The sequence below is a fragment of the Pontibacter diazotrophicus genome (assembly GCF_003367245.1).
Lineage (GTDB): Bacteria > Bacteroidota > Bacteroidia > Cytophagales > Hymenobacteraceae > Pontibacter > Pontibacter diazotrophicus.
Window position 1 is genome coordinate 179584 of the sequence record NZ_QRGR01000009.1, and the last position, 24068, is coordinate 203651.

At 49.4% G+C, this 24068-nt stretch carries 18 protein-coding genes; 8 read left to right on the forward strand and 10 right to left on the reverse strand.

Features of this window, described 5'->3' with window-relative positions:
- Position 1: 1 nt before the first annotated feature.
- The 9 genes from pcaF to DXT99_RS10035 form a co-directional block, all read right to left on the reverse strand.
- Positions 2 to 1207, reverse strand: a complete 1206-nt coding sequence (gene pcaF / locus DXT99_RS09995; protein WP_115565400.1) for a 3-oxoadipyl-CoA thiolase — start codon at positions 1205 to 1207, stop codon at positions 2 to 4.
- 83 nt (positions 1208 to 1290) lie between these two features.
- Complete coding sequence (gene paaI / locus DXT99_RS10000; RefSeq protein WP_115565401.1) at positions 1291 to 1719, reverse strand: hydroxyphenylacetyl-CoA thioesterase PaaI; 429 nt, start codon at positions 1717 to 1719, stop codon at positions 1291 to 1293.
- A 26-nt stretch (positions 1720 to 1745) separates the two neighbouring features.
- Entirely contained in the window at positions 1746 to 2531 is a 786-nt protein-coding gene (locus DXT99_RS10005; protein WP_115565402.1) for an enoyl-CoA hydratase-related protein, read from the reverse strand.
- 3 nt (positions 2532 to 2534) lie between these two features.
- On the reverse strand, positions 2535 to 3023 hold the full coding sequence (paaD, locus tag DXT99_RS10010; protein ID WP_115565403.1) for a 1,2-phenylacetyl-CoA epoxidase subunit PaaD: 489 nt from the start codon (positions 3021 to 3023) through the stop codon (positions 2535 to 2537).
- Between the two features lie 115 nt (positions 3024 to 3138).
- Positions 3139 to 3969, reverse strand: a complete 831-nt coding sequence (gene paaC / locus DXT99_RS10015; RefSeq protein WP_220273369.1) for a 1,2-phenylacetyl-CoA epoxidase subunit PaaC — start codon at positions 3967 to 3969, stop codon at positions 3139 to 3141.
- Positions 3970 to 3974: 5 nt separating this feature from the next.
- Entirely contained in the window at positions 3975 to 4262 is a 288-nt protein-coding gene (gene paaB / locus DXT99_RS10020; RefSeq protein ID WP_115565404.1) for a 1,2-phenylacetyl-CoA epoxidase subunit PaaB, read from the reverse strand.
- Positions 4263 to 4396: 134 nt separating this feature from the next.
- Positions 4397 to 5377, reverse strand: a complete 981-nt coding sequence (gene paaA / locus DXT99_RS10025) for a 1,2-phenylacetyl-CoA epoxidase subunit PaaA (RefSeq protein WP_220273370.1) — start codon at positions 5375 to 5377, stop codon at positions 4397 to 4399.
- A 29-nt stretch (positions 5378 to 5406) separates the two neighbouring features.
- Positions 5407 to 6480, reverse strand: coding sequence for a 1,2-phenylacetyl-CoA epoxidase subunit PaaE (gene paaE, locus DXT99_RS10030; protein ID WP_115565406.1), 1074 nt, complete (start codon positions 6478 to 6480; stop codon positions 5407 to 5409).
- Between the two features lie 323 nt (positions 6481 to 6803).
- Complete coding sequence (locus DXT99_RS10035) at positions 6804 to 8807, reverse strand: cytochrome-c peroxidase (protein ID WP_115565407.1); 2004 nt, start codon at positions 8805 to 8807, stop codon at positions 6804 to 6806.
- A gap of 343 nt (positions 8808 to 9150) precedes the next feature.
- On the opposite strand from DXT99_RS10035, the gene DXT99_RS10040 reads away from it, so the two are divergent.
- The 3 genes from DXT99_RS10040 (at position 9151) to DXT99_RS10050 (ending at position 14452) form a co-directional block, all read left to right on the forward strand.
- Positions 9151 to 11943, forward strand: coding sequence for an alkaline phosphatase PhoX (locus tag DXT99_RS10040; protein ID WP_115565408.1), 2793 nt, complete (start codon positions 9151 to 9153; stop codon positions 11941 to 11943).
- Between the two features lie 219 nt (positions 11944 to 12162).
- Complete coding sequence (locus DXT99_RS10045; RefSeq protein ID WP_147294197.1) at positions 12163 to 13101, forward strand: leucine-rich repeat domain-containing protein; 939 nt, start codon at positions 12163 to 12165, stop codon at positions 13099 to 13101.
- A gap of 388 nt (positions 13102 to 13489) precedes the next feature.
- Positions 13490 to 14452, forward strand: a complete 963-nt coding sequence (locus tag DXT99_RS10050) for a DNA adenine methylase (RefSeq protein ID WP_115565410.1) — start codon at positions 13490 to 13492, stop codon at positions 14450 to 14452.
- Here DXT99_RS10050 and DXT99_RS10055 read toward each other — a convergent pair.
- The gene (locus DXT99_RS10055; RefSeq protein ID WP_115565411.1) at positions 14447 to 14968 is read right to left on the reverse strand and encodes a hypothetical protein; all 522 of its coding nucleotides are present in this window, start codon (positions 14966 to 14968) and stop codon (positions 14447 to 14449) included. The genes DXT99_RS10050 and DXT99_RS10055 overlap by 6 nt on opposite strands.
- A 579-nt stretch (positions 14969 to 15547) precedes the next feature.
- On the opposite strand from DXT99_RS10055, the gene DXT99_RS10060 reads away from it, so the two are divergent.
- The 5 genes from DXT99_RS10060 to DXT99_RS10080 all read left to right on the forward strand — a co-directional run bounded on the left by DXT99_RS10060 (position 15548) and on the right by DXT99_RS10080 (position 23936).
- Positions 15548 to 16186, forward strand: a complete 639-nt coding sequence (locus DXT99_RS10060) for a CHRD domain-containing protein (protein ID WP_147294198.1) — start codon at positions 15548 to 15550, stop codon at positions 16184 to 16186.
- Positions 16187 to 16512: 326 nt separating this feature from the next.
- Positions 16513 to 19941, forward strand: a complete 3429-nt coding sequence (locus DXT99_RS10065; RefSeq protein WP_115565413.1) for a HEAT repeat domain-containing protein — start codon at positions 16513 to 16515, stop codon at positions 19939 to 19941.
- A gap of 480 nt (positions 19942 to 20421) precedes the next feature.
- Positions 20422 to 21423, forward strand: coding sequence for a formylglycine-generating enzyme family protein (locus DXT99_RS10070; RefSeq protein ID WP_115565414.1), 1002 nt, complete (start codon positions 20422 to 20424; stop codon positions 21421 to 21423).
- Between the two features lie 34 nt (positions 21424 to 21457).
- Positions 21458 to 22777: a Gfo/Idh/MocA family protein gene (locus DXT99_RS10075; protein ID WP_115565415.1), complete on the forward strand. Its 1320-nt coding sequence runs from the start codon at positions 21458 to 21460 to the stop codon at positions 22775 to 22777.
- A gap of 160 nt (positions 22778 to 22937) precedes the next feature.
- On the forward strand, positions 22938 to 23936 hold the full coding sequence (locus DXT99_RS10080; RefSeq protein WP_115565416.1) for an FAD:protein FMN transferase: 999 nt from the start codon (positions 22938 to 22940) through the stop codon (positions 23934 to 23936).
- The last annotated feature ends 132 nt before the right edge of the window (positions 23937 to 24068 follow it).

The window sequence follows — 24068 nt, forward strand, 5'->3', positions numbered from 1 at the left end:
CTTATACTTTCTCGATGATAGCCGCATACCCCTGCCCTACGCCCACACACATAGTCACCAAAGCATAGCGTTTGTTTTGCCTGTGCAGCTCAATGGCGGCGGAATTCAGTATCCGGGCGCCGCTCATGCCCAGCGGGTGACCCAAGGCAATAGCACCACCGTTCGGATTAATGCGCGGGTCGTTGTCTTCCAGACCGAAGCCCCTGATACAGGCCAGGCTTTGCGATGCAAACGCTTCGTTCAGCTCTATCAGGTCGATATCATCCAAAGTAAGTCCAGCCTTTTTCATGGCTATCTGGCTCGCTGGCACTGGCCCGATACCCATTACGCGCGGCTCCACACCTGCTACACCCATCGACACGATGCGTGCTTTTGGCGTGAGGTTGTGTTTTTTGATGCCTTCCTCTGACGCGAGCAACAGCGCTGCAGCGCCATCGTTCAGACCAGAGGCATTACCAGCCGTTACGGTACCGTCTTTCCGGAAAGCGGGCCGCAGTTTCCCCAGCACCTCCAGCGTAGTATTTGGCTTGATGAACTCGTCTTTGTCAAATATTTTAGGCTCGCCTTTACGTTGCGGAATTTCTACTGGTACAATTTCCTCATCGAAGCGACCCGATTTTTGCGCCTCTGCCGCCTTTTGCTGCGACCGGAGTGCAAACTGGTCCTGGTCTTCGCGGTTGATGTTTTCGCGCTCCGCCAGGTTTTCAGCCGTTTCTCCCATGCCATCTGTCCCGAAGAGCTCTTTTATCTTCTGGTTCACAAAGCGCCAACCGAAGCTGGAGTCGTGCATTTCCGCATCTCTGCCGAAAGGGGTGCTGGCTTTGGAGATGACCCAGGGGCCACGCGTCATGTTTTCCACGCCACCGGCAATAAAGAAATCGCCGTCGCCACACTGTATGGCTCTGCTGGCCGCTATGGCTGCTGATAAGCCGGAAGCGCACAGGCGGTTTATTGTTTCGCCGGGAACCGAAAAAGGCAGGCCCGCCAGAAGCAACGACATGCGTGCTACATTGCGGTTATCCTCCCCTGCCTGGTTGGCGCAGCCTAAAATCACGTCAGCTATTTCCGCTCCGTCTACGGAGGGGTTACGCTTCATCAGTTCTTTTATGACAAGGGCAGCCATGTCATCGGGCCTGACGGTTGCCAGTGTACCGCCGAAATTGCCAATTGGCGTGCGGATGCCGTCTATAAGGTATGCTTCTTTCATTGTTTTATCTGGTTTGATGGAGGTAGGCTTTTATCTCAAGAACCCACCCCTGCCCCTCCGAGGAGGGGAATCAAGTTATTAACTTAAATTTCTTTGCTGGTGCGGTAAGAAGTGCCTTTGAACAGGGCCACCAGCACATCCTCCTGGTTCGTAATCCGAATCTGGTATACCCCTACTTTATTTTTCAGGCTTTCTTCTTTGGCCTCTACCGTCAGAGTATCGCCTAATTTACCTGCTTCGAGGTAGTCCATGTTTGTACTGAGCGCTACACTCAAACGGCCATGGCTGTTGCAGGCAAAAGCGAAAGCACTGTCGGCGGCTGAATAGGTAACGCCACCATGTAAGATACCGAAGCCGTTCAGCATATCTTCCCGCACCTTAAAGTGCAGGCGGCAATAGCCTTCCCCTACTTCGTCTACCTGCAGTCCGAGCAGTTTACTGAAGGCATCCTTTGCCATCATGCGGTGCAGCACGGCTTCGGCTTTGGGTATACTTTTGTTTGATATGCTCATGCGGTAGGGGTGTTGGTAATGGGCTCCTAATTGCCTTTGAAGTTCGGCTTTCTCTTCTCTATAAATGCCTGTACGCCTTCCTTAAAGTCGGCTGTTACGCCTGCGCGGTGCTGGTAAGTAGACTCGTGGCGCAGTTGCTCTTCTAAAGTAAGGTCGAAGGTGCAGTTTAGCAACGCTTTAGTATAAGCGAGGCCTTTGGTGGGCATCTGTGCCAGCCGCTGCACCAGGTTCTTTACTTCGCTCTCAAACGCATCATCCGGGAAAGCTTTATAAATCATGCCCATTTCCTGCGCCTCTTTCGCAGGCACCTTGTCGCCTGTCATCATCAGCGCACTGGCTCTTTGCAACCCTATCAGGCGGGGCAGGAAAAAGGTGCCGCCACTGTCTGGTATAAGTCCGATTTTGCTGAAGGCCTGAATGAAGCTGGCTGATTCCTTTGCCACCACAATGTCGCAGGCCAGGGCCAGGTTAGCGCCGGCACCTGCCGCTACACCATTTACGGCAGCCACCACAGGCTTCTCCAGTTGCCGGAGCAGCAGCACAATCGGGTTATAATGCTGGTCTACTATCTCTGATATTTCCATTGCATCCTCCGCCGTCGCCTCTGCCAAATCCTGACCGGCGCAGAAGGCTTTGCCTTCCCCGGTTAGCAGCACAGCCCGCACCTCTTCGTTCTGCTGTATCTCACGCAGCCGCTCCTGCAGTGCTAAAGCCATTTGGCGGTTGAAGCTGTTAAAAACATCCGGCCTGTTCAGGGTGATGGTGGCGACGCCAGCCTCAAAAGCGTACTTGATGTAATTGTTTTCTTCCATGTTTTATTTCAGGCATTTAAAGTAGTCGAAAGGCTCCAGGCACTCGTTGCACTGGTAAAGCGCTTTGCAGGCGGTGGAGCCAAACTGGCTGACAAGTTTGGTGTTCTCTGATTTGCAAAGCGGGCAGCGCACGGTGGTGTCACGGCCAAACAGGGCGTGTATGTCGCCGCCATCTTCTACAGGCGGGGCAATCCCATATTCCTCTAATTTGATTTTTCCTTCTTCTGAAAGCCAATCAGTAGTCCAGGCGGGGCTCAACTGCATGTTGATGCGAACAGATTGGAATCCTTCTGCCAATAGCTTCAGCCGGATGTCCGTGGCAATGGTGTTCATGGCGGGGCAGCCGGAGTAGGTAGGTGTAATGGTCACCTGCACTTCTTCGTCCTGCACCTGCACATCGCGCACTACGCCCAGGTTCACGACGCTCAGCACCGGGATCTCAGGGTCAGAGACATCCTCTAAGTATTGCCAGATTTTTTCTTCTTTATTCAAATTAGACTTTAGACGTTAGATATTAGATTTTAGTCTCTTTGCGTCGCTGTTTCAGATTGTAAATCCTAAACAGCGTACAGCATTGGCAGCAGTGGTTCTAAGTAGAAACTCAAAGCTACCACTCCAGACCGGGATAGGTTCTTTGCAGGTATTGTAGCTCAGTCAGGACAAAGCCTAAGTGTTCTGTATGCCTGCCTTCTTTGCCTCCTGACTGCATCCACACATTCTGTGGCACGGCCAGAGTTGCTTCTTCAAATACCTTGGCTACGTGGGCATCCCAGCTTTGCTTTATCTGGCTGTAATCCGGGATAACACCTTGTTCCAGCAGGGCTTTCTCCGTGGCTGTCATCATGAAAAACTCACCGGAAAAAGGCCAGAGGTTGTCGATGGCTTTTTCGATGCGCTTCCTGCTTTCTTCGGTGCCGTCACCTAACCTTATTACCCACTCTGAGCTCCATTTAATATGGTAGCTTGATTCTTTCAGAGACTTTTCAGCAATAGCAGCCAGGCGATGGTCGGTGCTGTTCTGAAGTTCTTTCAGGAAGAAGAAATGGAAGGAATCGAAAATAAACTGGCGCAAAATGGTATCGCCGAAGTCGCCGTTTGGCTGCTCTACCAGCAGCGGATTTTTATACTCCACCGTGTCACGCAGGTACGCCATGTCGTCTTCTGCACGGCCTTTGCCTTCGAGCTCAGCGGCATATTGATACAGGCTGCGTGTCTCCCCAATTAAATCCAGCGCGATGTTCGACAAGGCCATGTCCTGCTCCAGCACCGGCCCGTGCCCGCACCACTCTGACAGGCGGTGGCCAAGTATAAAGGACGTATCTGCCAGTTGCAAGGTATAGTCCAGCACCAGTTGCTTCACTTCAGGGGCATACTCCTGTACAGGCGTATTGAAGTGCTGCTCGTGCAGGTGCGGGGCGTTTTCGTGGTTGTGCATCATAGCTTTTACATGTTTTTGATTTCCGCCGGCACCTCATAAAACGTCGGGTGGCGGTATACTTTGTCGTTGGCAGGCTCATAAAAAGCAGTGGCATCGTCGGGGTTGGAAGCATGTATGTGCTTCGACTCTACTACCCAGATGCTGATGCCTTCCATGCGGCGTGTATACACATCGCGGGCATTCTGTACAGCCATCTCAGCATCGGCCGCGTGCAGGCTGCCGACATGTTTATGGTCAAGGCCTTGTTTGCTTCTGATGAAGACTTCCCAAAGAGGCCATTCTTTTGTGTTCATATGTTTTATCTTGTGATGTCGTTGTTATATGACTTACCCACCCCTACCCCTCCGATGAGGGGAATTTTCTCCATTATTGATTCCCCTCTTGGGAGGGGCAGGGGTGGGTTAATGCCAACTGCTTAGGCAATACCCTACGCTGCCTGCTCTGCTTTCTGCCTTTCGCGCTGTGCTCTTTTCTCAGCGTGGGCGAGGGCGGCTTCGCGTACCCAGGCACCTTCCTGGTCTGCTTTCACGCGGGTTTGAATGCGTTGCTTATTGCAGGGGCCGTTGCCTTTCACCACACTCCAGAACTCATCCCAGTCTATCTGGCCATAGTCGTAGCCGTTTTTGGCCTCGTTCCACTTCAGGTCTTTGTCTGGCACAGTCAGGCCCAGGAACTCCGCCTGCGGCACCATCATGTCCACGAAGCGCTGGCGCAGCTCATCGTTGGTGAAACGCTTTATTCTCCAACGCATCGACTGCTCTGTGTTCGGCGACTCCTCGTCTTTCGGCCCGAACATCATCAGCGTTGGCCACCACCAGCGGTTGAATGCCTCCTGCGCCATCTTCTTCTGCTCCGGCGCACCATTGCACAGCGTCATCATTATCTCGAAGCCCTGGCGCTGGTGGAAGCTTTCTTCTTTACACACCCGCACCATAGCCCGTGCGTAAGGGCCGTAAGAAGTACGGCACAGCGGCACCTGGTTCATTATGGCAGCACCATCCACGAGCCACCCAATGGCCCCGATATCAGCCCAGGAAAGCGTCGGGTAGTTGAAAATGCTGGAGTACTTTGCTTTGCCGGAGTGTAGGTCGGCAATCATCTGGTCGCGGGATGCACCCAGCGTTTCGGCGGCGCTGTAGAGGTACAAGCCGTGACCTGCCTCATCCTGTACCTTCGCCAGTAGTATGGCTTTGCGTTTGAGTGATGGCGCCCGTGTAATCCAGTTACCTTCCGGTAACATGCCTACAATCTCGGAGTGGGCGTGCTGCGATATCTGCCGGATAAGTGTTTTCCGGTAAGCATCGGGCATCCAATCCTTCGGCTCTATCCTAATATCTTTGGCGACTTTTGCCTCAAACTGTTCTTCCAGGTTTACTTCTACCTCTTCCATAGCTTCTTTATCTTTCAAAAACCTTTATCAGGTTTGATAATTAAATATTATTGGTCAAAATCAACAATCACCTTCTCTGTCAGCGGACGAGCCTGGCATGTTAATATATAACCAGCCTGTACCTCTTCGGGTTCAAGCGAGTAGTTTACGTCCATCTCCACTTCGCCTTCTATTACCCTGGCGCGACAGGTGCTGCAAACGCCTCCTTTACAGGAGTAAGGCAGGTCGGCGCCCATCTCAATGGCGGCATCCAGGATGGTGTTGCCGTAGTACGACATGTCCAGGTTCATCACCACGCCATCCGTTTTCACGGTTACCTTGCTCTGCTTGTCTGCCTCACCGGCTGGTCGGTCTTTGCGGCTTTCCTTTTTCCCGCTGTCGCCTGTGGTGAACAGCTCGAAGTGCACCTTTTTACTGTCTACACCCGCTTCCAGCAATGCATCTTTCACACCAAAGATCATTTCCTCCGGCCCACAGATAAAGCACTCGTCGATCTGATCGGGTTCAATGATATTGTCCAGGAAAACCTTTGTCTTCTCTTTATCTATACGGCCAAAGAACAGTTCCGTGTCGCCGTGCTCTCTGCTCAGGATGTGGTACACGCTCAGCCGGTCCATATACTTATTCTTCAGCCCTTCTATCTCTTCTTTAAAGATGATGGAGTTGCGCCCCTTGTTTCCGTAAATCAGGTATACCTGGCTCTTTGGCTCCGTCATCAGGATGGTCTTCATAATAGAAAGCACCGGTGTAATACCGCTGCCAGCCGCGAACATCACGTACAACTTCTCGTTTTCCGGGTTCAGTTCGGTATAGAAACGCCCCATCGGCGGCATCACTTCCAGTTCCTCCCCCACCTGCAGCGCCTCGTTGGCGTAACTGGAGAAAACACCTTCCGGCACTTTCTTAATCGCTACCTTCCATTCGTTTTCCAAAGGGCTGGAGCAGATGGAATAAGAGCGTCTCAGCTCTTCGTCATTAAACTGCCGCCTGAAGGTAAGGTACTGCCCCTGGGTATAGCGGAAGGTATCTTTCAGCTCCTCCGGCACATCCAGCGACACCGTCACGCAATCGTGTGTTTCCCGATTGATGCGTTTAATTTTTACCTTATGGAATTTGCTCATGTATGTTCAGTTCTTATATACTTTCTTTATGCTGTTTTGCTTGTTTCCTCCCGATTACTCCCTCTAAAGGATACTGCATAAGAAGGGATTTAACCCAATATACGTATAAATCCTTAACTAACAAACGTTAGGTAGGCAAATTATATACAGTTCTGAAAGACAAGTTGATTCAGTATGGCGAAAAGATAATTAGAAGTAGCGAATAGGCCACAACAGAGACTACCGCTCCTGTAAGAACTACTTTGGCAGCACATAAAACAGGGGAGGGCAAAGGAAACCTTTATTTCCTCTGCCCTTCTTCCGCCTCTGAACACTTCTCTAGCTTAATACTGCCCGCCTACGATGCGTTTGTTCAGTTCGGAGCCTTTTGGAAAAGACGGTAATCGTTTAGGTACAGAAGTGGTCGCCGTCGTATCCATCAGGGAATTCATAAACACCACCAGGTCCTGCTTTTCTTCGGTTGTGAGGTTGAGAGGGCTGGGAGGCAGCGTCTGGTTAGGAACAGTTAATCCTATTCCGGCACCACCTCCTGCATCATAAAAATCCACTATTTCCCCGAGCGTGCTGAACACCCCATTGTGCATATAAGGCGCCGTAAGGGCAGCATTACGCACCGTAGGTGTTTTAAAGGAATATTGAAACGCCGCAGCCCCAATCACCCCGCCTCTGCCAGCATCAGCGTCGAGCGTGGTATTGGTTAAATCAGCTGTTGCCGGCACACCCAGCACTTCTGTCTCACTTTCGAGGAAGCGGGGCGGCACAGTGCCGTTGAAGGCCGGGGCAAAGTGACAGGTGGCACAACCCGCTTTCCCCATAAATAAATTAGCACCTCGTATGGCAGCCTCACTGTATTCGTTTGTCTGCCGGCGCATGTATTGGTCAAAAGGAGAATTGAGCGCCACCAGGCTCTGGACATAGGCGGCAATCGCTCTGTTGATCGTGTTCGTGCTGACGCTGTTTTCAGGCTGGCTTTTGAAGGCTCTTTTGAATAGCTGCCTGTACTCAGCGCTTTGCTGTAGCTTCTCTGTTACCTGCTCATAGTTGCCGTGTAATTCTTCTGCCTTGTTCACTACATCCGGAACCTGGTCCTGCAGGTACTGCGCACGGCCGTCCCAGAAATAAGCTGTGCTATAGACTGCATTGAGGAGCGTAGGAGAATTCCGAAGCGTCTTCCCTTTCGCGTCAAAAGCCAGGCTCCGAACCTGGCCGTCTGTGAAAGCCTTCGAGGGCGCATGGCAGCTGGCGCAGGAGCGCTGGTTGTTCGAAGACAGCACCGGATCAAAGAAAAGCACCTTCCCCAGCATCACCAGTTCAGGGTTAGCGTTGGAGCGATCTTGTTTGGCATAAAAAGCAGGCTGAAGAAACCGATCATCAAACAAACTATAGGAAAGGTCATTAACAGGTTTTGAAAGATCTGCTACCTGCGTCTGCTGTAACAGCAAATGCTGCAACGTGGTAAGGGACGCATAGGCCGGATCTGCCAGCTCCCGAATAAAGTAGAGGCGGTTGAAGCTGTCAAAATCAGGGTGCTGCTGCAGATACGCCTGAGCGTCCTGCACAAGTTTTACACTTTCAGAACATCGGGCCTGCACTTGCCCGGATGCATTTTCCCGGTAAAGTCTTAACGTTTGCAGTACCGGCTCCAGTGAGGTAGCGGTGTACGCCAGGCTGTGTCCGGCGGCAGGCGTATCAAAACCTGTGATACCCATGGTCATGGCCCGCACCAGCTGTTCCCGCAGGCTCTCCAGTAGCTGCCTGTCGGTAAGCGGCTGGTTACGCAGGTTGTTGTTGAACAGGCTTATCTTTTCCTCCAGGCGGAAGGCCAGCAACAGCGCCTCCTGTTGCGGACCAGGAGCCAGTTCTTCTGCAAAAAGCAGCTCTTCCAGCACCTGTAGCCCCTCCGGCTGAAAAGTGACATGAGTGGGTTCCTGAAAGTGGAGGGCCAGGTATGGCTGATGCTCTACTGCTACTTTGGGAATGGGTGCCCCATTCAGGCTTTTAGCCAGTTCCGGGTCCAGGTACTCCACCAGGTGCTCTGTTTTCTTATAAGCATGCTTGAGCTGATAGAAAGCTTCCCGCACCTGTTCCACCCTAACCTGCTGCTGCTCAAACTGCCGAAGCGAGCCTGTAAATACCCCCGCCTGCTTTTTCAGCGCGTCCAGATCCTGCAGAAGTTTTTGCCTGACGCTGCCAGCCACCTGATTGGTGGCAGCTACAGTTTCGGCTTTGAATGAAGACAATACAACACTCCCGAACAGACACATACTCACAAGCAGCAACAGGGGCATGATTTGTCTTTTATGGGGTTGTGGGCTTTTGTAGTCCATGAATTGAGAGTCTGCTGAATATTCAAATTAACCAGTTGGTTGTTGGCTGTTCTTTAGTACATGTTATTCTACAGTTAGAATTGTAATCCAGGAACTATAAGGGCAGCTAAAATAAAGCCCCGGAATAACCACAACATGAAGTTTTCCAGGTAAAACAAAAGCTTAATACCAAGCCTGAACTGGTAATGAAAAATTAAGAATTAACTAACCGTAAAGTAAAGAGAAAATTGTTGATTTGTGCATGTTTTAAAATTTTAAAAAATAAGAAATCTACAATTAATTTTGATATTAAAATTTATCCATATATTTCGCATCAAATATAACTGAAACCAAAATCTCCTATATGCGCAATTTTTACAAAGCCCTTCTTTTTGCAGCAACAGTCTCTGCTCATCCTTTTCTAGCCAGCGATGTTATTGCACAATCTCAACTTAAAACATTTACTAAAAGTATAGTATCCGGTACTGATGATGTGGAAGAAGCACCCGCAGGCAGGGTATATATAACCAGTACAGACCTGGAACTGGTTTATGATAAAGGCAACGGTGGAAACCAAACGGTGGGAATTCGCTTCACAAATATCACTATTCCTACTAATGCTATCATCTCTAAAGCATATATTCAGTTCACAACAGATGAAGTTACTAAAAAGGGATGCATTCTGAACATTGAAGGACAAGCGACAGACAATGCTCCTGCTTTTTCTGAGATAGCTTTCAACGTATCCTCCCGTTCCCGGACAAGTGCAAAAACAAATTGGACAGTCAACAACTGGAACACGGTAAATGAGGCATCTGCTACCCAGGCCACACCTGATTTGAAAGCAGTGGTACAGGAGATTGTCAGTCGCCCGGGTTGGCAAAATGGCAATGCAATGGTTTTCTTGATTTCAGGTACCGGGAAGAGAACAGCACGTTCATTCGAAGGATCAGCCAACAGCGCACCAAAACTTGTTGTAGAATATACTGAAGTTGCTCAGCCTGTAGCGTCAGAGCCTCCGGTTGTAACGGCAGATCCTTTCCCGGTGGAGAAGAACTCTACCTGGAAGTACAATGACAAAGGAGTGGATTTGGGCTCTTCCTGGGCTACTGCCGACTATGACGATGCTACCTGGGCATCTGGCGCAGCCACATTAGGCTACGGCGACCCGGTCACCACTTCTATAAGCTATGGTCCGGACAGCAGCAGCAAATACCCAACATCTTACCTGCGCCACACGTTCAGTGTGGAAAATGCGGCAGAATTTGATACACTTGTATTTAATATCCGCCGCGACGACGGAGCGGTTGTTTACCTGAACGGGGTAGAGCAGTTCCGGACCAACATGCCAACGGGCGTCATTACCTACAACTCTACTGCCGTTACGGCCGTGGGTTGGAGCGCCGAAACGACCTACTATACCTTTAAAGTACCTGCCATTCAACTGAAGGACGGTAATAACGTGCTGGCTGTGTCGCTGCACCAGGCGAATGCAACCAGCTCTGATTTAGTATTTGACATGGAGGTAACAGGTGTGCTAAAGGCTGTGACTCCTCCTGCTCCGGACCCGTCTGATAAAATTGGAAGTTTCACATCCATAACACCAACGGCACAACAGGAAACGTTTATTTACCCGCAGTCACACGCCTTCCAGTTGATAGCCAAATCAGGGGTAACCCGCTATACTTCCGGAAGCACCAGCACCATGCCGGGCGGGAATGATTTCACGGCCTACGTAGCACAGAATGGAAGCAGTAAAGCCGGTTACCTTTCTGTTAACCACGAAAACAACCCAGGAGGAGTTTCTCTACTGAACCTGGCCCTGAATGAGCAGACGCAGCTATGGGCGGTAAACAGCATGCATAAAATGGATTTCTCCCCTGTGGTAAAGACAGCTAGGAACTGCTCCGGCGGCATTACCCCGTGGGGAACCGTGATCACTTCTGAAGAAACGTATGAAACAGGCGATTTGAATGCCGACGGATACCAGGATGCTGGTTGGAACGTGGAGTTTGATCCGGCCACCAATACCATTCGTGATTATGACGGCGACGGCAAGCCTGACAAGCTCTGGGCTCTGGGCAGGATGCAGCATGAAAATGTGGCCGTAAGCCAGGACGGTACAACCGTTTACCAGGGCGAAGACGGCGGCACCAGCTGTGTGTATAAATTTGTGGCAGACAGGCCAGGAGATCTTTCTTCCGGCAGCTTGTATGTGCTGAAACGCAATTCGGCCAGCCCTACACTTGGCGAATGGATAAAGGTACCAAACACCACCCAATCAGACCGTAACAACACCAGAACAATTGCATCTTCACTGGGTGGCACCAACTGGAGCAACGTGGAAGACGTTGAGTTCGGGCCTGACGGCAAAATGTATTTCACCTCAAAAGTATCGGGTACCATCTGGCGGTTTAAAGACAACGGTACAACTGTCTCGGAAATCGAAGCCTGGGTAACCAACCAGGAATACCAGATTCAGCACGAAACGGGTACACAGGCAGTGAGCTTTGGCACAGGCATCGACAACCTGGTGTTTGACGGAGAGGGTAATTTATGGGCCTTACAAGACGGAGATCGCAATCACGTGTGGGTCATCCGCCCGGACCATACCCCTGCCAGCCCTAAGGTAGAGATTTTTGCCACCGTTCCGATTGGATCTGAAGCAACCGGGCTCACTTTCAGCCCCGATTTCAGGTACGGATTTCTTTCTATCCAGCATCCAAGCACAACAAACACCCAGACACAGACAGATGCTGCCGGTACAACGGTACAGTTCAATTCCTCTGCCACCCTGGTCTTCGCCAGAAAAGAATACCTGGGGCAATCAGTGGCTGGTACTATGAGCAGTACTTCCATCAGCGCAGCCCAGACTCCAATGGTTCAGCCTGAAAAGAACATGCAGGTACAGGTCTACCCGAATCCTTTCCAGGTAAGCACACAGGTTGACATTACGATGCCTGAAAAAGCGCCGGTTACTGTAGAATTGCTTTCGATGGCTGGCAATAAGGTAAAGACGCTTGTTAACAACACCTTGGATGCAGGCACACACACCTTCAAGTTAGACTCGAAAGGATTAGCTTACGGCATATATCTGCTGCGTATCACCAGCAATAACCAGGTGACTACCCAAAAAGTGATGCACACAGGAAATTAATTTTCCAAAGTTAAGAAAAGGGAGCGCGCAACAGGTGGGCTCCCTTCTTTTTGATTATCCATCAAAAGTATAGCTTCATTGACAGCACTTACACAAAAGCAACGGATTAGTCCAGGATGTGCGGCACATAGTTTAAGGTGTTCCACAGTATCGGCAGGTTCAGGAGTGTAAGCCCTGTTAATATAGCTTTAAAGGATTACAGAAGTGAAGCAGAAGAAATTGAAGTTGATTAAACTTTGCTGGGGCGGCTTATTAGCTGTCTTGTTGTTTGCCAGCCAGGAGGTTTGCGGGCAGGTTGCTTTGCTATCGAGGCAGGAGTTGGAACAGAGCCCCGTATACTATAATGTGGAGAAGGCGCTGGAGCAAAAAGAAGCAGTCTATCACCTTAACATCAGGCAACAGAACTACTACAGCTTTACACCAGACATTTGCCAACTGGAAAACCTGCAGTATGTTAATGCCATGAAAAACAAGATTGCTGAAATAGCGCCTGAAATAAGTGCACTGAAGCACCTGCAGGATGCCAATTTCCAGGAAAACTACATCAGAAACTTACCCGACGACTTTTTCAGGCTTTCGAACCTGAAAGCTTTAAACCTGAACCACAATCAGTTTTCTGAACTGAGTGCAGGCTTTGGAGCACTCCGGCAGCTCGAGACATTACAATTGAGCGAAAACAGGCTTCGTTCTATTTCTCCACAGATAAGCAGGATGCGATCGCTGGAAACGCTCAACTTAAACTACAATCAGCTGGAAACAATACCTGCTCCACTAGGTGAGTTGCGCCAGCTAAAGGACTTATCGCTATCGCAGAACCAGCTGCATACGGTACCTGTTACGTTGTCGAAGTTGAAAAAGCTTGAGAGCCTTGCTTTAGACCACAATCAAATCACCTCTGTTCCCAGGCAGTTGGGAAAGCTAAAAGAACTAAAGTCCCTTCTTCTAGGCTACAACCACCTGAAAAGCGTGCCCAAAGAGTTGACAGCACTGCATAACCTGGAACTGCTGGATTTAAGCTACAACCAGCTGACTGCCTTGCCAGCCAATTTAAAGAAAATGAAAAACCTGAGGACCCTGCTGCTCATGGGCAACAAACTACCAGCATCAGAAACAGCCCGGATTCAACAGGAACTACCCCATGTAACAGTCATTTTATAGCTTCCTGTAACTCTCCGTTTGCTGCTACCAACCGTTTTTTTGCCCCTAAAGCCACAACGGCAACTAACACTACTTTCCTCCTACTATTGTTTACCTGCACAGATGCTGCATCTATAAATCACCTTTGATAAAGCAGTCTTCTTATAGAAAATTGATATTACGCAACAGTCCCAGCGGGACGGCCTGTAGGTAGAAAGCAATTCTGTTTGTTTAAAGCTCCAGCGCGGCCTGTTACCATACCCTCAACAGGCCGCTCCGCTGGAGCTTTAAGGTGCTTATGGGGCATGGGCTATCAACAGGTCGTGCTGCCGGGACTTAAAGCTGGGTAAATAAGGTTTTGCGTACCATCAGCAAATAAGTATTTTTGCCCCTAGCTAAGGAAATACAAATGTTATCGGATACAACAAGAGGGGCAGACATAAAGCCATTTTTAAAATGGGCGGGTGGCAAAACACAGTTACTTCCGGCTATTGAGGCAAAGCTGGTGCAGCTTTTACAGCACAAAAGCAGCATCGACTTTATTGAGCCCTTTGCGGGCAGTGGTGCCGTTTTGTTTTTCATGCTCCGGGAGTACGGCAAGTATGTGAAGCATGCTGTTATCAATGACATCAACACCACACTCACCGATTGCTACTTAACCATCAAGCATTCGCCGGAGCTCCTGATAAAAGAACTTGCCGCACTTGAACAGCAGTATTTCTCCTATGCGTCAGAAGAAGACAGGAAAAAGCTTTTTTTGGAAAAAAGGGAGGAGTTCAATCACCTCCAGGCGAACCCGACCAGGAAAAGCGCTCTGATGATTTTCCTGAACAAGACCTGCTTCAACGGCTTGTACCGGGTTAATTCCAAGGGTGGCTTCAATGTTCCGTTTGGCAGGTATGCCAATCCTACCATCTGCAATGCCCCGGTGATACGGGCTAACAGCGAGGCGCTTCAAAAAGTAGAAATCCTGAACACCGATTTTACCGAGACTGAAAGATACATCCACGCGGACGCCTTCTTTTATATAGATCCTCCCTACAAGCCCATCAGCACCACAGCTTCTTTTAACGCTTATGCAAAAGAAGGATTTGTAGATGAGGACCAGGTCAGGCTAAAGGAGTTTTGTGATACCGTGCACGAAGGGCAGGCGTATTTTGTGCAAAGCAATTCTGACACCACCAACAATGATGAGAGCAATAATTTTTTCCAGGAGTTATACCAGGACTACACCATAGAGAAGGTAAAAGCCAAAAGAGCCATCAATTCGAAAGGCAGCGGCCGGGGTGAAATATTTGAACTGCTCATTTCCAACGACAGTGTTCTAAGGAACCATCAGCCTGCCGGAAAGGAAGCATTGCGCACGCTATAGTTTCAGTACCTTAACGCCTATAACATGTGCCGCAACAAGATGCCTTGGCACTAGACGCCCCACTGTGATATAGTGCTTGCCATTGCCTACAGGAGTTGACGTTTTCTTTTCGCTGAAGTCTGCTATTTGGTTCTTAAACCACTCTCTTGTGGCAGGCATTGGCAGCACATGCAGCTCCTTTTCATCCACGAAATAATAGTACATATAGTCCGCTTGGGTATACATAAAACAACCGGGGGTGCCTTTTCCTTCGTTGCTGCATGTCTCAAAAAAGTAGTTGCCGGTTTTGTGCCACCTGTCCCCTTTCACCTCTATACTGATAGTCTTGATACTCCCGTCGTCAAGCTTCCTCTTCCACAATAAATCAATGTCTTTTTCTCTGTAGGATGGGTCGCTCTCCACATTCATCACCTCAACTGTAGCAGGCTGCCTTCGCAATAAAGCTTCTATATCTGTGGCGGCTTTATCTGCCACCTCAGAGGCACCCTCCATTGAATATTTCCTTAGGTCTGGCATCAGCTGTTATTCATTTAGGGCTTGTTCAAATTTTTCAGGAATGATAAAAGCAAGTAGCTCGCTATAGTAATAAGTGAGTGGGCGCAAGGTTTATGCAACGTCAACTGCTTGCGACGCACTAACCCAAAGTGTACGTTGTAAAAGGTTCTTTGCCCATACAACGGAACGCAACTATTCTCTTCAGGTTATCACCGATTTTACCCTTTGGATACCAGGGGAGCAGCAAAGCTCTGATATCCTGTGTTGGTGCAATAGCAATACTATTATTGCAACACCTCCCCCAACACTATAGAATGTTAAACAAGCATAGTGGCAGGCGCAGATTGAACTGTTAAGCGAATTTTAACTTTTTTAATAGATGTCTAAACAACTTACGCCTTATATAAAACAATGGACTTATCACTTACTAATCATAACACATCACTCACACCTTTTAAACACCTCTATACCAGTTAAAAAGGTACTTGCAAAAGATTCAGACATTAGCCCCCGTAGACAGATAGTAACCAACAAAAATATAAAATTATGAATATCAACCATTTATTCCCAGCACCAACAAAATTTATTGCGGCAGCTGCCATGGCATTCACATTTGTTTCCTGCGATCAGTCAGACATTTCTCCTGATGCGAATCTTTCAGCACAGAATGTAGCGGAAGCACACCAGAAAGGCGTGAACAAAGGCTCCGCTATTGAGCGTACTTTTATGGCGAACCTGCAGCCACTGAACAACTCAGGCGTATCAGGTACAGCAAATATCACAGTGGATGCGAATGTGCTTACTGTAGAAATTATGGCATCCGGACTGGAGCCAAACCTGCCTCACCCACAACACATCCACGGGTTTATGGAAAACAACAGGAACGCAACCTGCCCGACACCTGCTGATGACACAAACGGAGATGGCTTTGTAGATCTGGTAGAAGGACTTCCTTCTTACGGCCCGGTTCTTCTTGAGCTTTACCTCCCAATCGATGAGTTTCCGGAAGCAGATGCAGAAGGCAACATACACTATACCCGTACGTTTAACCTCGGCGAAATCGAATTTGAAGAAGAAGGACAGGTTATCGATTACAAGGACTTAAAGCCGCTTCAGAACAGGGCTATCGTATTACACGGCCTGACTGTAAACGGCACTTACGTACCTACAATGCCTGTAGCCTGTGGCCAGATCATGCCTACAAACAATGGCAAAGGAATGGCTAAAGGAAAGAAGTAGTCTTTTGCTAAACAGCTGAATCATAGAATTTAGCAGAAATTGATTTATACATAGAGGGAGCGTGGTTTTATAACTGCGCTCCCTCTATTGCTTTTTAAGCTTAACGAATGTCATGCAAGAAAAGACCTTGCTGCTGCCTTCTTCAAAGTAAGCAATCACATTCAGGCAGTTTCTGTTACGAAATAGCATAATATTTCTTACCTTCAGATTCTAATGTTTTGACTTCTAGTAGAACGAAATCAAGAACAATACCTGGTGGAAGAAGCACATGCTGTTAATTTCCCTGAAAGCATATAAAAATCAATTCTTATTACATGTCATATAATATGAGAAAGGCTGTTTTAAAAACATTGAAGAACAACCGAAAGGCTATCTGGGTCTCTGCCCTGTTCCCTGCCTTACTACTTTCAGGATATACTATACAGGACCCTGTTGACAGAAGAATCAAGCAAATGGCCCCTGAAGAGGCTGCCGAGATGGCCAGATCCATAGAGGCCCTCGTCACTCCTGAACTGGCCGACGGGCTTACGCTCCGCCTGTGGGGTGTAGACTCTTTGGTGGCAGACCCCATTTCCATCGACATAGATGACCAGGGGCGGTTATACTACGCCCGGACCAACAGGCAGAAGAACTCTGAATTCGATATCCGGGGGCATCAGGACTGGGAGATTGAGTCTATACAGCTGCAGACGGTTGAAGAGAAGCGCGCCTTTTTGCGAAGGGTTCTTTCTCCGGAAAACAGCAAGAAGAACGAGTGGCTGGCAGACCTGAACAAGGATGGCTCGCATGACTGGAGAGATATGACCGTTGAAAAAGAACATATCTACCGCATCGAGGACACTTCCGGTGATGGCGTGGCAGACAGATCACAACTGGTGGTAGAGGATTTTCATGAGGAGGTAACCGATGTTGCCGGGGCTGTTATGTCCTATGGCGACGACCTTTTTGTAGGCGTGGCTCCTGACCTGTGGCGCATGCAGGATAAGAATGGAGACGGCATAGCAGATGAAAAGACTTCTATTTCCCACGGCTACGGCATACACGTAGGATTTGGCGGCCACGGCATGTCCGGCCTTGAAATGGGACCTGACGGAAAAATATACTGGGGCATTGGTGATATCGGCTTCAACGGAACAGGCCCTGACGGGCAGAAGTGGGAACACCCGAACAGCGGTGTCATTGCCCGCTCCAACCCGGATGGCAGCGACTTTGAAATATTTGCGCACGGCCTCCGAAATACGCATGAGTTCGTGTTTGATGAATACGGCAACCTTATCAGCGAAGATAACGATGGTGATCACCCGGGAGAGAAGGAGCGCCTGGTATACATCGTAAACGGCTCCGACACGGGCTGGCGCACAAATTGGCAGTTCGGCAAGTACCGTGATCCGGAGAACAATACCTATAAGGTATGGATGGATGAGAACATGTACAAGCCACGCTTTGAGGGACAGGCTGCCTATATTACGCCGGCCATTGCCAACTTTGTAAGCGGCCCTACCGGTATGTTATATAACCCCGGCACAGCGCTGAGCCCTAAATACAAAAACACCTTCTTTATTGCAGAATTTGTGGGGAACCCGGCCAGGTCCGGCATCCATGCCTTCAAACTGAACCCTAAAGGAGCCTCCTTTGAGCTTGGAGAAAATGAGAAAATCATGAGTGGCATACTGGCGACCGGTATCGACTTTGGCCCGGATGGCGCCCTATATGTGGCAGACTGGATTGACGGCTGGAACACAAAAGACCACGGCCGCATCTGGAAAATGGATGACAAGGACGGGGCAGCATGGCCAGAGCGGCAACTGACACAGAAGCTTTTGGCAGAAGATTTCACCCAACGCAGAGAGAAAGAACTGGGTGAGCTACTCATGAACCCGGATATGCGCGTAAGACAGAAAGCGCAGTTCGAGCTGGCAAAGCGAGGCTCAAAAGGCGCCAGTGTTTTCCAGAGAAGCATCAGGCAAAAACGCGATCAGCTAGCCCGGGTGCACGGCATCTGGGGCATCAGCCAGTTAGCCCGCCAGGACAAGAAATATGCAAAGGTGCTGCTGCCTCTCCTAAAGGACAGCGACCCTGAAATAAGAGCACAGGCTGCCAAATGGTTGGGCGATATATGGTATAAGGAAGCTGGTGCTAACCTGATGCCATTGCTGAAAGACCAGAATAGCCGTACCCGTTTCTTCGCCGCCGAAGCACTTGGTCGCATCGCTTACGAACCGGCTGTCGCTCCGCTTATTCAATTGCTGAAGGACAATAACGACGAAGATGCCTACATACGCCATGCCGGAAGCCTTGCTTTAGCTCGCATCGGAAAAGCGGAACCGGTAGTGGCCTTAGCTAATGATCCATCGCGCGGTGCGCGGATTGCCGCCGTGGTAGCGCTTCGCCGCATGCAGCACCCCGGAGTAGCCAATTTCCTGAAGGACCAGGATGAGTACATTGTAACAGAAGCAGCACGGGCCATTAACGACGACTTGTCGATAGAGCAGGCACTGCCTGCTTTGGGCAATGTGCTGCAGGAATCCCGCTTCACAAATGAGGCGCTGCTGAGACGCGCCATCAATGCAAACCTGCGCGTTGGCAACGAGCAGGCCATGCAAAACCTGATCGATTACTCTCTCAAGGAAGGCGCTCCGGTAGCCATGCGGGCTGAAGCCATGGAGGCACTGAGCACCTGGGCCAAACCTTCTGTACTGGACCGTGTGGACGGGCGCTACAGAGGTGTTATTGAGAGAGATCCGGCGCTGGCCAGAACGAAAGCAGCAGATGCACTGATACAGGCCTCCGGACATGCCGAAGCACCAGTACGCCTAAGCGCTGTCAAAGCCATCGGCAAACTTAAAGTTGACCAGGCATCTCCCCAGTTGTTTGCCCGCCTGCAAACCGACAAAGAACCGGAAGTGCGTGTAGAAGCGCTGCGCGCGCTGACATCCATTGAAGATGCGCAGATAGGCAAAGCCATTGAACAGGCCATTTCAGATCAGGAGAAAAGCGTTCGGGTAGCAGGGCTTGATATGTTAGCGGAAATGGATATTTCGAAAGACCTGATGGTGACGCTGCTTGCTGATGTCATCAACAAGCGAACGACGGAAGAAAAGCAGGCTGCCCTCATGACGCTCGGAGAACTACCGGTAGAGCATACGCAGCCGTTGTTTAACGATTTGCTGACACAGTTAGCGAATGGCAAGCTTCCGGCAGAAGTTCACCTGGAGTTAGCAGAGGCGGTTGCCAGCACCCGTTCCCCAAAACTAATCACAAGGCACAAAGAGATAAGCTCTAAGCATGCTTCTGGTGCTCCGGAGGCCGCTTTTGAAGGAAGCTTGTATGGCGGTGATCCGAATCAGGGCAGAAGGATATTCTTTAGCCATCAAACGGCGCAGTGTATCCGATGCCACTCTTACGATGACTTGGGCGGCAACGCCGGCCCCCGTTTGAACGGCATATCAAAAAAGCTGACCCGGCCACAATTACTGGAGGCTCTTATAAACCCAAGCGCGCGCCTGGCCCCAGGCTATGGCGTGGTAACGGTAGAGCTTAAAAACGGCCAGACAGTTAGCGGTATACTTCAGGATGAGCAGGACGACAGCATATCAGTGAAGGTAGGCGGACAACCTGAAACTGTCATTAAGAAAAGTGATATTGCAAAAAGAACCAATGCTGCTTCCAGTATGCCTAACATGCAGTATCTCCTCACAAAGAGAGAGATTCGGGACCTGGTAAGCTTCCTTGCAACTTTAGAGGAAGACAGTTGATAAAAGGAACGGCGTAGGGTTTTGCAGCTTATAAGCTGTTCCGGTTTATATTAACAAGAGGAGGTGCTGTATACTTAACAGGTATAAAGCACCTCCTCTACTTTTAGTGTGTTTCTGTAGTCGTTTTGTTCATCCTGCTGTTTCGTTCATCCCAGTTTCTGCTTCACCAGTCTGAACCACGCCTATCCCTTCCTTGTCCAAAGTGGAAAATTCAGCAAAGCTGCGCTGGAACAGAATCAGAGCAAAATGGTATCCTTCTTCCTTTGCCACTTGGGACAAAATTCAGCAACTACACAGGCATAACTGTCACACTCACAAATAATACTGAGTAATTACTTGCTTATTTCATCATTTATAATAAAATTATATGAATTATGATTTTTAGTTACCCTTGGGTTCCTTATTGTAAGATGGTATTTGCAAAAGCTGCAAACGTTTACAGGATTCCCAAAGTGGTGTATAGAAACAATAACAGCTTGCATGAATATTTCAAAACTATCTTTTAGCCTGTTTCTAACTGGGTTAACTTATTGCACTCTTACACCCAACAGCGCTTCTTCCCAGCAGTCTAACAAGGAATCTTACACGCAGGAAATTGCTGGTACGCAGCTCAAATTTGACATGGTGGCTATTCCGGGTGGTGAATTTATAATGGGGAGCCCTGCCAGTGAGCAGGAAAGAGATGAAGACGAAGGTCCTCAGCATCCGGTAAGAGTCGATCCTTTCTGGATGGGCAAGTATGAGGTAACATGGGATATTTTCGAGCCTTTTGTTTACAAGGATTATGAGATAACCCAAAGCAACGGAACCGTAAGTGCAGAAGTAGATGCTGTCGCGCGCCCTACAAAGCCTTACCTGGACATGACCTTTGGTATGGGTAAAGAAAACCACCCTGCAGTTGGAATGACCCAGTATGCCGCCATTCAGTTTTGCAAGTGGCTGTATGCCAGAACAGGTGTTTTCTACCGCTTACCCACCGAAGCGGAGTGGGAATATGCCAGCAGGGCGGGCGCAACAACAGCGTATGCCTTCGGTGATGACGCCTCCGGTCTCGATGCATACGCGTGGCACCGGGCAAACAGCAAGGAGGAAACACACCCGGTCGGAAGCAAGAAGCCCAATGCCTGGGGCCTGTATGACATGCACGGCAACGTGGCCGAATGGACAGCAGACCAGTACATCCCGGATTACTATAAGAAGTTTCAGAGCAAAGCCACCAGCAACCCTGTGGCCACTCCAACAGAACTGTACCCGCATGTAATCAGGGGAGGTTCTTTTGAAGATGAGGCGCCGGCATTACGCTCTGCCAACAGGGAGGGCTCAGACCCGAACTGGAAAAGGATAGACCCGCAGATACCCAAGAGTAACTGGTGGTTCCCGGAAGCACCTTTTGTTGGCTTACGGCTCGTACGGCCAGTGAACCCACCTTCAGAAGCAGAGATCAACGCTTACTACAACCAGGAGCCGACTCCTGACTATTAATTTGTTTATATCAAACCTTAACCTATAAATCAGCATGAAAGATTTCGATTCGAACAAGCGAAGAGAGTTCCTGAAAGCGTCTGCCATACTGGCTGGCGGAGCAGTATTGAGCAGCCTTCCCTTAGCAGGTGCCTATGCAGCAGGAAAAGGCACAATCAAAATTGCCCTGGTTGGCTGCGGGGGCAGAGGTACAGGAGCAGCCTTTCAGGCATTAGCAACGAAGCATGATGTGCAGTTAGTAGCCATGGCGGATGCCTTCCAGGATCGCCTGGACAAGAGCTACGAGGGCCTGTTTGGCAAGTTCGGAAAAGCGAAGGTCAATGTTCCGGAAAGCAAGCGTTTTGTAGGGTTCGATGGATATAAACAGGCGATAGCTGAAGCTGATGTCGTGCTGCTGGCAACCCCTCCGGGTTTCAGGCCTATCCATTTTGAGGAGGCGGTAAAACGAAACAAGCACGTGTTCATGGAAAAGCCTGTTGCCACAGACTCCCCAGGCATACGCAAAGTGCTGGCTGCAGCTGAGGAAGCAAAGAAAAAGAAGCTGAACGTGGTAGTAGGCTTACAGCGCCGCTACCAGACAAATTACCGCGAAACAATCAAGCGCATAGAGGATGGTGCTATCGGCGATGTGGTATCCGGACAGGTTTATTGGAACAGCGGTGGTGTGTGGGTTCGCCCCCGGGAAGCTAACCAAACCGAAATGGAGTACCAGATGCGCAACTGGTACTACTTCAACTGGCTTTGCGGAGACCATATTACCGAGCAACACGTGCATAACATAGATGTTGCTAACTGGGTAAAAAACGGCTATCCGGTTTCAGCACAGGGTACAGGAAGCCGTTTCCAGCGAACAGGAAAAGAGTATGGTGAAATTTTCGATAACCATACCGTAGAGTTTTTATACGCAGATGGCTCTGTTATCCAAAGCCAATGCCGCCACTACGAAGGCACCCAAAACCGGGTAGACGAAAGCTTCCAGGGCACAAAGGGCAAGGTATACCTTTCTGCCAACAACGACGGAAAGCTGTGGGATTATAAAGGAAACTCCTTGTATGACCATGCCGGCAAAAACGACCCTAACCCCTACCAGGCCGAGCATGATGAGCTGTTTGCTGCCATTGAGGCTGGCCAGTATAAATTTGCGGACGCAGAGCGCTCTGCGATGAGTACCATGACGTCGCTCTTAGGCCGCTACGCCACCTACTCCGGGCAGGAGATCAAGTGGGAGGATGCCCTGAAATCTGACATCAACCTGATGCCGGACACGTTCGCCTGGGATGCCAAGCCAAAGATTCTGCCAGACGCCAACGGGTTATACCCGGTTCCTATGCCAGGCAAAACAAAGGTGATATAATCTATCTTTGATTTACTATTAGAGGAGATTGTTCCGAAAACCACAGCTGCTGAGACAAGCATTCAGGTGTGGTTGACGGGGCAATCTTCTTTGTTCTTATACTTGTGCAAAACCTTGTATCAGGATTTCTGACACAATGCACTATTACTTTGTCTGACTTATGCGCTTATTGTTGCTGTGCCTTTTTGCTTCACTTCCTTTCATTTTCACCCAAACAGAGCTTAAACAGTATACCATCAGGGGCCTTGCCCAGGGCACAAGTTACCAGATAACCTATTACGCCGCAGACAGCAGTATTACAAAGGCGCAGGTAACTTACATTCTGGCGCAACTCGACAGCTCGCTTTCCATTTACAAGCCTTATTCCTTGATTAGCCAGTTCAACCGCTCCGCTTCCGGGTTACAGGCAGACAGACACCTTCAAAAGGTTATTAAAAAGGCACAGCAGGTTTCACGTAAAACAGATGGCGCTTTCGATATCACGGTACAGCCCCTGGTGCAGGCATGGGGTTTCGGAGCAGAACAAGTATCGGCTCTTCCAGATTCAGCCGCCATACAAGCGTTGCTGGAATGTGTGGGTGCAGGTAAAATAAAGCTCAGCAAGAATCAGTTGCAGAAACAAGCACCCTGTGTGAGAATAGATGTAAACGGAATTGCGCAGGGCTACAGCGTGGATGTGCTGGCAGATTTCCTGGAGAAAAAGGGCATCAGGAACTACCTGGTAGAGCTAGGCGGTGAGATGCGTGTGAAGGGGCGGAAACCCGGTGGCAAGCTGATGGCTATAGGAATTGAAGGACCAGCTGAGGGTACCCTTTATGATGCTTATCCCATACAGAAAGTCATCACACTTGAAAAAGGTGCGATAACTTCCTCCGGCAACTACAGAAAGTTCTACCAGAGCGGCTCCAGAAAAATCTCTCACCTGATAGATCCTAAAACCGGTTATCCTTTAGATAATGAACTGATAAGCGTGACCGTTTGGGCCAAGGATGCCATGACAGCCGATGCTTATGATAATGCGCTGATGGGAATGGGACTGGAAAAAGCGCTTCGTTTTGCAAATCGCCAGAAGGAGCTGGAGGCTTACTTTATATACCGAAAGCCGGATAATTCTGTGGCGGATACCGCTACAGTTGGGTTTTATAAGATGATGAAGTAAGTTATAGCTTGGCTTCATCAACTCATGTTCAGTAGCATCTTTTTGTAGAGTGATATTATGCATAGTTACTCTGCCTAAGCTGCCGTGGCTGCAGTTTATCCAGCGGCATCTAATCTAGAGTTGCATTGTTTC

Coding starts and splice junctions, on each gene's coding strand:
- pcaF (WP_115565400.1), bottom strand. CDS start 1,207: ATGAAAGAAGCATACCTTATAGACGGCATCCGCACGCCAATTGGCAAT.
- DXT99_RS10005 (WP_115565402.1), bottom strand. CDS start 2,531: ATGGAAGAAAACAATTACATCAAGTACGCTTTTGAGGCTGGCGTCGCC.
- paaB (WP_115565404.1), bottom strand. CDS start 4,262: ATGAACACAAAAGAATGGCCTCTTTGGGAAGTCTTCATCAGAAGCAAA.
- DXT99_RS10070 (WP_115565414.1), top strand. CDS start 20,422: ATGAATATTTCAAAACTATCTTTTAGCCTGTTTCTAACTGGGTTAACT.
- DXT99_RS10065 (WP_115565413.1), top strand. CDS start 16,513: ATGAGAAAGGCTGTTTTAAAAACATTGAAGAACAACCGAAAGGCTATC.
- DXT99_RS10080 (WP_115565416.1), top strand. CDS start 22,938: ATGCGCTTATTGTTGCTGTGCCTTTTTGCTTCACTTCCTTTCATTTTC.
- paaE (WP_115565406.1), bottom strand. CDS start 6,480: ATGAGCAAATTCCATAAGGTAAAAATTAAACGCATCAATCGGGAAACA.
- DXT99_RS10055 (WP_115565411.1), bottom strand. CDS start 14,968: ATGCCAGACCTAAGGAAATATTCAATGGAGGGTGCCTCTGAGGTGGCA.
- DXT99_RS10040 (WP_115565408.1), top strand. CDS start 9,151: ATGCGCAATTTTTACAAAGCCCTTCTTTTTGCAGCAACAGTCTCTGCT.
- paaC (WP_220273369.1), bottom strand. CDS start 3,969: ATGATGCACAACCACGAAAACGCCCCGCACCTGCACGAGCAGCACTTC.
- DXT99_RS10035 (WP_115565407.1), bottom strand. CDS start 8,807: ATGGACTACAAAAGCCCACAACCCCATAAAAGACAAATCATGCCCCTG.
- DXT99_RS10060 (WP_147294198.1), top strand. CDS start 15,548: ATGGCATTCACATTTGTTTCCTGCGATCAGTCAGACATTTCTCCTGAT.
- DXT99_RS10075 (WP_115565415.1), top strand. CDS start 21,458: ATGAAAGATTTCGATTCGAACAAGCGAAGAGAGTTCCTGAAAGCGTCT.
- paaI (WP_115565401.1), bottom strand. CDS start 1,719: ATGAGCATATCAAACAAAAGTATACCCAAAGCCGAAGCCGTGCTGCAC.
- DXT99_RS10050 (WP_115565410.1), top strand. CDS start 13,490: ATGTTATCGGATACAACAAGAGGGGCAGACATAAAGCCATTTTTAAAA.